The following is a 12,531-nucleotide window of genomic DNA, read 5'->3' on the forward strand; positions in this document are numbered from 1 at the left end:
CGCTGCCGGATTTCGCCCGGGTGCTGGCCAAGGCGCGGACCAACTACGAGCCGACCGACCCGACGACCACCGGCTCCGTCTCGGCGCCGCCGAAGAAGGCGGAGCCCGCTCCGCCGCCGGTCTACCAGCCGCCGGTGCCGGAACCGGTCTCGGAGAGCGAGCGGGCGATTCTCGAAAAGCTCGCCGCCCGCCGCGAGACCCTCAAGCACCGCGGAGAGGAACTCGATCTGCGCGAGCAGATGCTCAAGGATGCCGAGCGCAAGCTCGAGACCGGCGTGGCCGACTTGAAGGGCGTGGAGGACAAGGCCGGGTCGGAGGGAACCCGCCGGACCGAGGCCGAGAAGGCCGGGATGAAGAGCATCGTCACGATGTACGAGACGATGAAGCCGAAGGACGCGGCGCGGGTGTTCGACCGGCTGAGCCTCGACACGCTGGTGCCGATCGTGATGGCGATGAACCCGCGCAAGATGGCCGAGGTGCTGGCCCTGATGGGATCCGAGCCCGCCGAGAAACTGACCGTGGCGCTCGCCAACCGCGCCCGCGGCGTCGACGCCCCGCAGGTGGCTGCCGCCGCGCCGGGCCTGCCGCCGGGCGAACTGCCGGCGATCGATCCGGGCCCGGCGGTTCGGTCAGGGCGGTGAGATCGACCCGCCCGGCTCGGCCAGAGCCCGCTCGATCGCGCCCTCCAGAGCTGCGGGCTTCGTCGAGGGCGAGAAGCGGTCGATCACCCGGCCGTCGCGGCCGACCAGGAACTTCGTGAAATTCCACTTGATGCCTTGTGTGCCGAGCAGGCCGGGCTTCGCCCGCTTCAGATCGACGTAGAGTGGGTCGGCCCCCGGTCCGTTGACCTCCACCTTGGCGAGGACCGGAAAGGTCACGTCGTAGGTGAGCGAGCAGAATTGCTCGATGGCGGCGGCATCGCCCGGCTCCTGCGCGCCGAACTGGTTGCAGGGCAGGCCGAGCACCACGAAGCCGCGGCCGCGATGCCGGCGCCAGAGCGCCTCCAGCCCCTCGTATTGCGGTGTGAACCCGCATTTCGAGGCGGTGTTGACCACCAGAAGCACCTTGCCGCGATATTGCGCCAGAGGATGCGGCGCGCCGCTGGCGTCGCGCGGGGCATGGTCGAAGATGCTGGTCATCAGCGCTTGGAGCCTCTTTCCTTGCACAATAATCCCGCCGTCATTCGGGATATTGTCCTTAATTTCGTGGAACGATTCCAGACTTGACCGCAAATGTCATCGTCGCAGTGCAGTGCGGCGTCGATGCAATTGCATCCTTTCGCAAGCGGGGCTAGGCGCCCCCGGACGACACCCTCTGGAGCCCGACCATGCCGCCTCTTTCCCGCGGAACCGCGTCTGCCGCCGCGCTTCTGCTCGCCGGATCGATGGTCCTGGCATGGCCGGGCCTCGCCACGGCGCAGGAGGAGGCCGCGCCCGAGGCCGTCCCCGCAGAGCCCGCCGCCAAGCCGAAGCCGCGCCCGCGCAAGCCGGCTCCGAAGAAGGAAGAGCACAAGGAGACGGCCAAGGAGCCGGTGCCCCCCGCTTCGTCCGGCACGGTGCTGGAGCCCGCCGCGTCCTCCGGCTCCGCCCAGTGGCCGGCCGGCGCCAGCTCCGTCAGCGAGAGCTACGGCGACTGGACCATGAACTGCAACCGCGCGGAGGCGCGGACCGACTGCGTCATCATCCAGTCCCAGGGCGACCGGCGCACGGGCAAGCGGCTGTTCAGCATGGAGCTTCGTCCGCCCAAGGACGGCAAGAGCGAGGGCCTGATCCTGATGCCGTTCGGCCTGCAGATCGAGCCCGGCGTCTCGTTCAAGCTCGACGACCGGCAACTCGGCAAGGGCGCGCCGTTCTCGTTCTGCGTCAGCGACGGCTGCCTCGTGCCGGTCAGCCTGCCGACGCTCGCCACCGACACGATGAAGACGGCGACGAACCTCACGATCTCGGCAACGAAGCCGGACGCCAAGGAGCCCACGATCATCACCGTGCCGCTCTCGGGCTTCGCCGCGGCCTTCGCCCGGGCGAGCGCCTTCGGAAGCTGAACCCTCCGCGCCGGCCTGCCGATCGGCCGGAGACATGGTAAGGCTTCCCCCATGCGGCCCTCAGCCAGAGCACTCCTTCTCGCCATCCTGACCCTCGCCGGCGCGAGCCCGGTGCGGTCCGAGGCGCCGACCGCTGCGGCGTCGCCGGATTTCGCGGGCTGCGTCGGCGGGTTGAAGACGCTCGCCGAGGAGCGCGGCGTGCCGCGGCCGGTGGCCGAGACCGCCCTGTCGGGGATCGCCCCCGACCCGGCGGTGGTGCCCGCGACTCAGTCCCAGGCCGAGTTCGTCAAACCGGTCTGGGAGTATGTCGAGGCGAGCGTGACGCCGGAGCGGATCGCGACGGGGCAGGCCAAGCTCGCCGAATGGTCCGAGGTGCTGGGGCGGATCGAGGCGGCCTACGGCGTCGACCGGCACATCCTGGTCGCCTTCTGGGGCGTCGAATCGAATTACGGGGCGGCGCTCGAGGGAGCCGGCATCCGCCCGGTGGTGCCGGCTCTCGCGACGCTCGCCTGCGGCGATCCCGCCCGCCCCGGCCTCTGGCGCGACGAGCTCGTCGCGGCCCTGAAAATCCTCGCCGACGGCGATGCGGACGCCGAGCGGATGCGCGGGTCCTGGGCCGGCGCGATGGGCCACACCCAGTTCATGCCGACCGCCTTCCTGCGCCACGCGGTCGATTTCGACGGCGACGGCAAGCGCGACATCTGGCACGCGGTCCCCGACGCGCTCGCCTCGACCGCCAACTTCCTCAAGCAATCCGGCTGGCGCGCGGGCGAGGGCTGGGGCCTCGAAGTGCTTTTGCCGGACGGCTTCGACTACCGGCTCGCCGACGAGACCACCGAGCGGCCGTTCGCCGAGTGGCGGACGCTCGGCCTCAAGCCGGCCGGCGGCGCCTTCCCCGACGGCGCGGAGCGCCGCGCCGTCCTGCTGCTGCCCACCGGCGCCAAGGGGCCGGCCTTCCTGCTGGAGCCGAACTTCCGGGTGATCCTGCGCTACAACACGGCGCTCGCCTACGCGCTCACCGTGGCCCATCTCTCCGACCGACTGCGCGGCGCGCCCGGCTTCACCCGCGACTGGCCGCGGGGCGACCGCATGCTCTCGACCGAGGAGCGCACCGACCTCCAGACCCGGCTGTCCGCCCTCGGCCATCCGGTCGGCGGCGCCGACGGCAAGATCGGCCCCAAGACCCGCGCCGCGATCCGCGCCTTTCAGGCGGCGAAGGGCCTCGTGCCCGACGGCTATGCCGACGCCGCGCTGCTCGAGAAGGTGCGGGCGGCGGGCGCGCCCGCCCCCTGACCCGATGCGCGTCCTGCTGGTCCACTGCCATCCCCGGCCCGACAGCTTCAACGCGGCCCTGCGCGAGGCGGCGGCCTCGGCGCTCGAAGCGGCCGGCCACGCGGTCGAGACGATCGATCTCTACGGGGAGAACTTCGACCCGCGCCTGAGCGCGCGGGAGCGGGGCGCCTACTACGACGAGAGCGCCGAGCGGCCGGATCTCGCCGGCCACATCGCCGCCCTGCGCCGGGCCGAGGCTCTGGTCCTCGTCTACCCGACCTGGTGGTTCGGGCCGCCGGCCATGCTGAAGGGCTGGTTCGACCGGGTCTGGCTCCCCGGCGTCGCCTTCGCCCTGGGCGGGGCGAAGGTGCTTCAGCCGCGCCTCACCAACATCCGCAAGATCGCGGTGGTGACGACCTACGGCTCGCCGCGCTGGCTGCTCTGGCTCGTCGGCTGGCCCGATTGGCGGCTGTTCCGCTTCGGCATCCGCCCGCTCTGCGCCCCGCGCTGCCGGCTCGACTGGATCGCGCTGACTGGCATGGACGGCGCGACCGAGCAGATGCGGACGCGCTTCCTCGCCCGGCTGCACCGACGATTGTCCGTGTTCTGATTTTTTTCGCGCGGACGATCCCTACGCCCTCAGCGCGGCGACCGCCGGCGGTGGGTCGCGATCCGCCGATGGCACCGGGGCATAGTGGCTGAACGCCATCGCGACGTGGGCGTCGCTGCCCGCCACGGTGCGCAGGCGCGAACCGAAACCGAGCATCTCGGCGAGCGGCACCGTCGCGGTGACGACGCTCAGGCCGCCGCGCGCGCTCCTGTCACCGACCAGGCCGCGGCGCGCCCGCAGGTCGCTCACGACCCCGTCCGCATATCGCTCCGGCACGGCGATCTCGACCGCCATGACCGGCTCCAAGAGCACGGAGTTGCCCTGGAGCGCCTCCCGGAACGCCGCGCGGGCGGCGATCTCGAAGGCGAGCGGCGAGGAATCGATGGCGTGAGAGGCGCCGTCGATCAGTTCAGCCCTGACGTCGATGACGGGAAAACCGGCGAGGACGCCGGCCATCCGCACCGATCGGAGACCCTTCTCGACACCGCGGACGTAGTCTCCCGGCAGGGTAGATTCGTCGATCTTCGATTCGAAGGCGGAGCCGGCTCCGGCCGCGTTCGGTTCGAACAGGAGTTTTACGCGAGCGAACTGGCCTCGGCCGCCGGGCACGCGTTTGTGCGTGTGGTCGATCTCTCGCCGTCGGGTCAACGTCTCACGGTAGGCGACTTGCGGCTGACCGAAGTGGAACGCGGTGGGGCATGATCGGAGACGCTCGACGGCGGTGGCGAGACAGGTCTCGGTCACCGCCTTGAGGATGAACTGGTCCGCCGCCGCATCGGTCGAGAAATCGAGTTCCGGGTTCTGGAGCATCAGTCCCAGCAAGGCGCCGCGCAGGCTGCTCCGGCCGGCCTTGGACGTCGGTGCGACAGCGATCTCGAGCAATGGCCACGGCGCAGCCGGCATGACGGGCTCTTGACGGGCGAGGAAGCGCCGATCGGCGCCTCCTGCATCGCAGAGGCGTCGAGCCAATGCAACATATGATTGTTTATAAATCCGTCCGGCTCTCTTGGAAGACGCGTCAGGCCGACGGATACCGCTCGAAGCTCGGCAAGCGGTGCGCCTCCTCCATCCAGGCGATGCGCTCGGCCGTCTGGATATGCGCCTGCGGCGGCAGGGCCTCCGGCGTGTCGAGGGTGCCGGTCTGCACGTCGATCATGCCCGGCAGCGTCTGCTCGTTGACGTAGAACAGGCCGGTGCCGCAGCGTCCGCAGAAATGCCGACGCCCGTGCTCGGAGGAGGCGTAGACCGAGGGCTCGCCGGAGATCGTCACGCGCTCGGCCGGAACCATCGCCCAGCCGACCATCGGCGCGCCGGCATGGCGCCGGCAATCCGCGCAGTGGCAGAGCACGTTGTGCACCACCTCCGCGGACATCTCGTAGGTGATGGCCCCGCAATGGCAGCGTCCCGTGAGCATGGCGCTTCCTCCCCGAATCCCGAAACCTCGCCGCGACGCGCCGGACGATAGAGGCTGGGGACGGTCTCAGAAAGCGAGAAACCGCGACAGCCGTCGTCCGGCTGCCGCGGCTCCCATACCGGACGGAGGACGCAGGACGGTGCGCCCTCCTGCCCGGATCACTCGGCCGGCTGCAGGGCGGGGACCGGGGCGGGACCCGCCTCGGCGACCGGCTTGCCGGCCAGCGCGGCGCGGAGCTTGTCCTCGTCGACCTCACCCTCCCAGCGGGCGACGACGATGCAGGCCACCGCGTTGCCGATGAAGTTGGTGAGCGCGCGGCACTCCGACATGAAGCGGTCGATGCCGAGGATCAGCGCCATGCCGACGACCGGCACGGACGGGACGACGGCGAGCGTCGCGGCCAGCGTGATGAAGCCCGAGCCGGTCACGCCCGCCGCGCCCTTCGAGGAGAGCATGGCGACGAGGAGCAGCAGGATCTGCTCGCCGAAGGTGATCGGGGTGTCGGTGGCCTGGGCGATGAACAAGGCCGCCATCGTCATGTAGATGTTGGTGCCGTCGAGGTTGAACGAGTAGCCGGTGGGGACGACGAGGCCGACCACGGGGCGCGAGCAGCCGGCGCGCTCCATCTTCTCGATGAGCGAGGGCAGGGCCGACTCCGAGGAGGAGGTGCCGAGCACCAGCATCAGCTCTTCCTTGATGTAGCGGATGAGCTTGAGGATCGAGAAGCCGTTGTAGCGGGCGACCGCGCCGAGCACGCCGAGGACGAAGATCGCCGAGGTCAGGTAGAAGGCGCCGACGAGGTAGGCGAGGTTGGCGAGCGAGGAGATGCCGTACTTGCCGATGGTGAAGGCCATCGCGCCGAAGGCGCCGATGGGGGCGACCTTCATGATGATGTTGACGACGCCGAAGACGGCTTCCGAGAGCACCTTGATAATGTCGAGCACCGGCTTGCCGCGGTCGCCGAGGAAGGCGAGGCCGAAGCCGAACAGCACCGAGAAGAACAGCACCTGAAGAATCTCGCCGCCCGCGAACGCACCGACCGCGGTGGTCGGGATGATGTTCATCAGGAAGTCGGCGATGTTCTGCTCCTTCGCCTTGCCGGCATAGGTCGCGACCGCCTTCGGATCGAGCGAGTTCGGGTCGATGTGCAGGCCGTGGCCCGGCTGGAGCACGTTGGCGACGATGAGGCCGACGATCAGCGCCAGCGTCGAGAAGGTGAGGAAGTAGGCGAGCGCCTTGCCGCCGACGCGGCCGACCTTCTCCAGGTTGGTCATGCCGGCGATGCCGGAGACCACGGTGAGGAAGATCACCGGCGCGATGATCATCTTGACGAGCTTGATGAAGGCGTCGCCGAGCGGCTTCATGTCGGCGCCGAGCTTCGGGTAGAAATGCCCGAGGGTGATGCCGATGGCGACGGCGACCAGCACCTGGAAGTAGAGCGTACGGTAGATGGGCTTGGGCGCGGACGGCGCGTGGGGCGCGGTCAGCGGGGACGGCACGGTGGCCATGGGCGTTTCTCCCTGTCGCAGCGGTGGACGGTCTCGCCGGATCGGTTCGCCGGGGGCGCCCTCAAGGGGTTCCCGACACCGTCCGCTCTTGCTTTTGGCCTTTCGGCACACAGCTCTGCAGTTTGGTCATGGCTGCGTTTCGAGCGGGGAATGGCAACCGGCATGCCAGTTCGAAAATGCCGATAACTTTTCGTTAAAGCGTTGAAATGAATGATAATTCCGCCCCGCTCACGGACCGCCTCTTATCGCCCGTTGCGGTGATCCGCACGCGCGGCACTCCGGCGTTCCGGAATTCCGCACAGGGCTGGCCGACGTGATCGCGCCCGCCTCGCCCACCGCGAAGGAATACCGCCGCGCCGTCGTCGTGCTGGCGGGGCTGGCCGTCCTGGTGCTGGCGGGCTGGCTCGGCGGACGGGTGGCAGAACGGTGGGCCCTTGCCGACCTGCGGCGCGCGGCCTCCACGTCGCTCGGGCTGCAGGTCGCGGCGTTCCGGGCCGAGATGCAGACGCAGAGTTCGCTGCCCCTCGCGCTCGCCGCGGACCCCGAGATCGCCCGCGTCGTGGCGCCGACGCCGGAACCCGGCCTCGTCGAGGGGGTGAACCGGCGCCTCGCGCAGATCGCCGGGGCGACCGGCGCGGCGGTGATCTACGTGATCCGCGGCGACGGCGTGACGATCGCCGCGAGCAATGCGGGCGCGGAGAGGAGCTTCATCGGCCGCGATTACAGGTTTCGACCCTACTTCAGGGACTCGATGGCGGCCGGCTCCGCCTCGCAATTCGCCCTCGGCACGGTCAGCGGCCGGCCCGGCTACTACCTTGCCCGCAGGCTGCCCGAGGCCGCCGGGGTCGTCGTCGTCAAGATCGAGTTCGACGCGATCGAGGCGGCCTGGCGCGCGAGCCACGAGAGGGTGTTCGTCACCGACCCCCGCGGCATCGTGCTGGTGGCGAGCGAGCCGAGCTGGCGCTTCAGGGCGTCCCGCACCGTCGATGAGGCGGAGCGCAAGCGAATCCGCGAGGCGCTCGACTTCGGCGAGGCGCCGCTGCAGCCCCTGCCGGTCTACGCCGCATCGGATGCCGCCGACCTCGTGCGGGTCGGCGGCGGTGCCAGACCCGCTTGGCCGGCGCTGATGCTCGACGCCCCGATCCCCGGCACCGAGTGGCGCCTGCACACCCTCACGCCCATCGCCGCCGCGGTCCAGCGCGAGCGGGCGCAGGGCCGGGTCATCGCGCTGCTGGCGACCGGGCTCGCCTGGGCCGGGATCGCCACGCTGCTGGGCCGGCGGCGGCGGATGCGAGCGCGCCTGGCCGAGGCCGCGACCCGGCGCGAAGAGCTGGAAGCCCGGGTGACGGAGCGGACACAGGCGCTCAGCGAGGCCAACCGGCAGCTGGTCGCGGAGATCGAGGAGCGCCGCCGGGCCGAGGCCGAGCGCGAGCGGATGGGGCGCGAACTGGCCCAGGCCGGGCGGCTCGCCGCACTCGGGCAGTTCGCCGCCAGCATGGCCCACGAGATCAACCAGCCGCTCGCCGCGATCCGTTCCTACGCCGACAACACCGCGATCCTCGTGCGCCGCGGGCGCGTCGAGGACGCGGCGGAGAACGTCTCCGCGATCGGCCGGCTGACCGAGCGCATCGGCACCCTGACGCGCCAGCTCAAGGGCTTCGCGCGCCGCGCCTCGGGCCGGCGCGAACCGGTGCGACTCGCCGACATCGTGCGCGGAAGCCTCGAAGTGGTCTCCTGGCGCGCGGCGCAGGCGGGCATCGCCGTCAAGGTGCCGTCCGTGGCCCCCGACCTCGCCGTGCTCGGCGACGGGCCGCGCCTCGAACAGGTGGTCGTCAACCTCCTGCAGAACGCCCTCGACGCGGTGACCGGACGCCCCGAGCCGTGGGTCGCCCTGCGGATCGAGGCGACGGAGGAGCGGGTCGCCGTCGAGGTCGCCGATAACGGACCGGGCATTCCGGAGGCGGTCCGGGCGCAGGTGTTCGATCCGTTCTTCACCACGAAATCCGAAGGGCTCGGCCTCGGTCTGGCGATCTGCCGCGGCATCGTCGAGGAATGCGACGGAACGCTCGGCCTCCGCTCGGACGCCGACGGCACGATCTTCCGGATGGAGCTGACACGGGCCGTCGCACCGGAGAACGCGCCGGTCGCGAGCCCGGTCGCAAGCCTGGAGTCCACATGAGCAGCGAGCCGAACAGCCCGTCCGATCCCGGCTGCCACGACGTCTCCGAGCGGGTCGTCTTCATCGACGACGAAGAGGACGTGCGGCGCGCCAACCGGCAGAGCCTCGAACTCGACGGCTTCCGGGTCGAGACCTTCGAGGCGGCCGAGCCCGCCCTGGCGGCGATCCGGGCCGAGCCGCCGGGCGTCGTCGTCACCGACGTGCGCCTGCCGGGGCTCGACGGGCGCGCCCTGTTCGAGCGGATCCGCGCCGTGGATGCCGACCTGCCGGTGATCCTCATCACCGGCCACGGCGACATCTCGATGGCGGTCGCGGCGATGCGCGCGGGCGCCTACGACTTCCTCGCCAAGCCCTATCCGGCGGAGGCGCTGATGGGCTCGGTGCGGCGCGCCCTCGACCATCGCCGCCTCGTTCTGGAGAACCGCCGCCTCAACGCCCGGCTCGACGCGGCGATCGAGGAGGATCCCGCCTTCCTCGGCGTCTCGCCGGAGATCGTCGCGCTGCGCCGCCTGGTGCGGGACGTGGCCGGCGCCGACGTCGACGTGCTCGTTCTCGGCGAGACCGGGTCGGGCAAGGAGGTGGTGGCGAACGCCCTTCACCGCTGGAGCCGGCGCGCATCGAAGAACTTCGTCGCGATGAATTGCGGCGCGCTGCCCGACAGCGTGGTGGAGAGCGAATTGTTCGGCCACGAGGCCGGCGCCTTCACCGGTGCCCTGAAGCGCCGGGTCGGGCGGATCGAGCACGCGCAGGGGGGCACGCTGTTCCTCGACGAGATCGAGAGCATGCCGCTGGCGCTGCAGGTGAAGCTGCTGCGGGTGCTGCAGGAGCGGGTGGTCGAGCCGCTGGGCACCAACGAGCGCCGGCCGGTCGACATGCGCGTCGTCTCGGCCACCAAGGTCGATCTCGGCCAGGAGGCCGCCGCCGGCACGTTCCGCGACGACCTCTACCACCGCCTCAACGTCGTCACCGTCGCGATCCCCCCCTTGCGCGAGCGGCGCGAGGACATCCTGCTGCTGTTCCAGCACTTCCTGGCCCGCGCCGCGGCCCGGTTCGGGCGCGAGGCGCCCCCCGTGACGGCGGCGATGCGCGACCATCTCCTGCGCCATGCCTGGCCGGGCAACGTGCGCGAACTCGACCATTTCGCCGAGCGCTGCGCCCTGGGCCTCTCCGGTCAGAGCGCCCCGGAGGCGCCTCCGGCGGCGGCCCTCAACCTGTCGGAGCAGGTCGAGCGGTTCGAGCGCGGCCTGATCCGCGAGGAGCTGATCATGGCCGGCGGCGACGTGCGGCTGGCCGCGGAATCCCTCGGCATCCCGCGAAAAACCCTCTACGACAAGATCGCCCGCTACGGCCTCGCGCCGACCGACTTCCGCTGATCGGCGCGGGCGGTCAGGCGACCGCGGCCTGCGGCGTGGGGCAGACGCAGTCGCGGCCGGTCCGCTTGGCCTCGTAGAGCGCGCGGTCCGCCCGCTCGACCACGTCGTGGGCGGCCTCGCCCGGCCGGTACTGTGCGACGCCGGCCGAGATCGTCACCTGTCCGACGACGTCGCCGGAGCCGCGCTTGACCAGTCGCTGAACGCGCAGCCGGCCGCAGATCTCCTGCGCGAGGGCGACGCCGGCGCCGATGCCGGCCTCGCCGAGCACGATGGCGAATTCCTCGCCGCCGTAGCGCGCGGCAAGGTCGCGCACGGTCGTCTTCTCGCACAGGAGCCGCCCGACCAGCCGCAGCACCTGATCGCCGAAGCGGTGGCCGTGCCGGTCGTTGAGATCCTTGAAGCGGTCGATGTCGAGCAGGATGAGGGAGAAGGTGCTGCCGGCGTCAGCCCGGGTCCGGGCGATCGAGTCGCGCAGAAACCCGTCGAAGGCCTTGCGATTGGCCAGTCCCGTCAGCGCGTCGGTCGCCGCCGCGCGCCGCGTCTCGACGAGATCCCGGTGCAGCTCGGCAATGTGTCCGGCGGAGGCCGAGAGCTGCTCCTCGAGCAGCCGATTGCGGGTCTGCGCCGCTTCGGTCTCGCTGATCAGGGCGACGAGCGCCGTCATGAGCTCGTCGGGCGTCGGCCGCGCGATCAGGCGGCCGGACCAGTGGGTCAGCGCGTCCCCGTATCCCGCGAGCGCGGTCCGGCTGCCCGCGACGCGCTCCGCCAGGGCTTCCGCCACGCCCGCCAGCCGACCGGCCCCGTCGAGGATGCGAGCCTCCGTCGCGGTCCCGGCGATGCAGATGTCGTAGAGCGCGCTCGCCTGATCCTCCGTCAGCGTTCCGCCGGGGCGAAGGCAGGGGGCGAGGCGTTCGGTGAGCGGCGGGCTGGCGCCGCTGAAGAAGGTGTGCAGCAGTTCGTAGTTTCGAGGGGATGGCGTCAGCCCGTGTCGGGCGAGCGCCTCCCAGGCGGATTGGGCGGAGCTCCGGGCCGGGTCGAGACTTGCATCCGCCCGCTGCTGCATCTGCCCCGGCATCATCACCCAAACCTGGTCAAGGACGCGACGGGCAAGCTCATACACGTCTACTGTTAAATTTCAGTCTTCCCCGCGGACACTCGAACCTTTCCGAGATCAGGATCGGCCCGGAGACTGACCTCGATGGAGGGCGCCGTCCGCCCGGCCTCCCGCGCCGGCTCAGGCGGCCGCCTGTCCCGCGACGAGAGCCTTGGCCTCCGGAGCGGGGAGCGGCCTGCCGAGCAGGAAGCCTTGGGCCTCGGTACAGCCCTTGCGCCGTACCCGCGCCAGCTGCTCCGGCGTCTCGACGCCCTCGGCGGTGATGGCCATGCCGAGGCGCTCGCCGAGGCCCACCACGGCCCGAACCACCGCCGCCGCCTCCGGCTCGTCGATGCCACGGATGAAGGAGCGATCGATCTTGATCTTGTCGAAGGGGAACCGGCACAGGTAGCTCAGGGACGAGTAGCCGGTGCCGAAATCGTCGAGCGCGATCCGCACGCCCATGGTGCGCAGGCGGTGGAGACAGCCGATCACGGCGTCCGAATCCTGCATCAGCACGCTCTCGGTGATCTCCAGTTCCAGCCGCCCGGCCGGCAGCCCCGAGAAGGCGAGGGCGCGCAGGACGCTCTGCTCCAGCCCGGTCTTGCGGAACTGCACCGCGGACACGTTGACGGCGACCCGCAGATCCCCCGGCCAAGTGGCCGCCTCGCGGCAGGCCTCGTGCAGCGCCCAGGCGCCGAGCTGCGTGATGAGGCCGGTCTCCTCCGCGAGCGGAATGAAGTCGCCCGGCGAGACCGGGCCGTGCACCGGGTGCTCCCAGCGCAGCAGCGCTTCGAAGCCATTCGGGGCACCGTCGGCGAGGCCGAAGATCGGCTGGTAATGCAGCGCGAATCCGCCGGAGCGGATCGACTCGCGCATATCGATCTCCAGCAGGTTGCGGGTCGCGACCGCGAGATCCATGCCGCTCTCGTAGAAGCGGAAGGTGTTGCGCCCGGAATCCTTGGCTCGATAGAGGGCGATGTCGGCGTTCTTGAACAAGGTGTCGGCGCCGTCGCCATGTCTCGGCCAGACCGCGACGCC

At 70.8% G+C, this 12,531-nt stretch carries 12 protein-coding genes; 6 read left to right on the forward strand and 6 right to left on the reverse strand.

What is annotated here, in order from left to right; translation table 11 throughout:
• Positions 1-641 (forward strand): MotE family protein (locus MFF42_RS18715; RefSeq protein ID WP_238257089.1); only part of this gene is annotated, 641 nt, incomplete at its 5' end.
• Here the strand turns inward: MFF42_RS18715 and MFF42_RS18720 are convergent.
• Complete coding sequence (locus tag MFF42_RS18720) at positions 630-1,139, reverse strand: glutathione peroxidase (RefSeq protein ID WP_238257090.1); 510 nt, start codon at positions 1,137-1,139, stop codon at positions 630-632. The two genes, MFF42_RS18715 and MFF42_RS18720, sit on opposite strands and share 12 nt — an antisense overlap.
• Positions 1,140-1,327: 188 nt before the next feature.
• On the opposite strand from MFF42_RS18720, the gene MFF42_RS18725 reads away from it, so the two are divergent.
• From MFF42_RS18725 to MFF42_RS18735, 3 genes are read left to right on the forward strand one after another with little or no spacing between them, the layout of a single operon-like run.
• On the forward strand, positions 1,328-2,041 hold the full coding sequence (locus MFF42_RS18725) for an invasion associated locus B family protein (protein WP_238257091.1): 714 nt from the start codon (positions 1,328-1,330) through the stop codon (positions 2,039-2,041).
• 51 nt (positions 2,042-2,092) lie between these two features.
• Entirely contained in the window at positions 2,093-3,334 is a 1,242-nt protein-coding gene (locus MFF42_RS18730) for a lytic murein transglycosylase (RefSeq protein WP_238257092.1), read from the forward strand.
• Between the two features lie 4 nt (positions 3,335-3,338).
• Positions 3,339-3,923 carry an NAD(P)H-dependent oxidoreductase gene (locus MFF42_RS18735; RefSeq protein WP_238257093.1) on the forward strand — a complete coding sequence of 195 codons (585 nt, stop codon included), beginning with the start codon at positions 3,339-3,341 and terminating at the stop codon, positions 3,921-3,923.
• A gap of 21 nt (positions 3,924-3,944) precedes the next feature.
• Here the strand turns inward: MFF42_RS18735 and MFF42_RS18740 are convergent, their stop codons facing one another.
• The 3 genes from MFF42_RS18740 to MFF42_RS18750 form a co-directional block, all read right to left on the reverse strand.
• A complete protein-coding gene (locus MFF42_RS18740) occupies positions 3,945-4,826 on the reverse strand; it encodes a translation factor GTPase family protein (protein WP_238257094.1) in 882 nt (293 codons plus the stop codon).
• Between the two features lie 115 nt (positions 4,827-4,941).
• The gene (locus tag MFF42_RS18745; RefSeq protein ID WP_238257095.1) at positions 4,942-5,337 is read right to left on the reverse strand and encodes a GFA family protein; all 396 of its coding nucleotides are present in this window, start codon (positions 5,335-5,337) and stop codon (positions 4,942-4,944) included.
• A 158-nt stretch (positions 5,338-5,495) separates the two neighbouring features.
• A complete protein-coding gene (locus MFF42_RS18750; protein ID WP_238257096.1) occupies positions 5,496-6,845 on the reverse strand; it encodes a dicarboxylate/amino acid:cation symporter in 1,350 nt (449 codons plus the stop codon).
• Between the two features lie 313 nt (positions 6,846-7,158).
• Here MFF42_RS18750 and MFF42_RS18755 point away from each other — a divergent pair, with 313 nt between their 5' ends.
• A complete protein-coding gene (locus MFF42_RS18755) occupies positions 7,159-9,024 on the forward strand; it encodes a sensor histidine kinase (protein WP_238257097.1) in 1,866 nt (621 codons plus the stop codon).
• Complete coding sequence (locus MFF42_RS18760) at positions 9,021-10,397, forward strand: sigma-54-dependent transcriptional regulator (protein WP_238257098.1); 1,377 nt, start codon at positions 9,021-9,023, stop codon at positions 10,395-10,397. Before MFF42_RS18755 ends, MFF42_RS18760 begins: the two co-directional genes overlap by 4 nt.
• Before the next feature lie 13 nt (positions 10,398-10,410).
• Here MFF42_RS18760 and MFF42_RS18765 read toward each other — a convergent pair whose 3' ends face one another.
• Positions 10,411-11,475, reverse strand: coding sequence for a GGDEF domain-containing protein (locus tag MFF42_RS18765; protein ID WP_238257099.1), 1,065 nt, complete (start codon positions 11,473-11,475; stop codon positions 10,411-10,413).
• A gap of 156 nt (positions 11,476-11,631) precedes the next feature.
• A partial coding sequence (locus MFF42_RS18770) for a putative bifunctional diguanylate cyclase/phosphodiesterase (RefSeq protein WP_238257100.1) occupies positions 11,632-12,531 on the reverse strand: 900 nt, incomplete at its 5' end.

It is taken from the genome of Methylorubrum podarium, from assembly GCF_022179745.1.
Lineage (GTDB): Bacteria > Pseudomonadota > Alphaproteobacteria > Rhizobiales > Beijerinckiaceae > Methylobacterium > Methylobacterium podarium.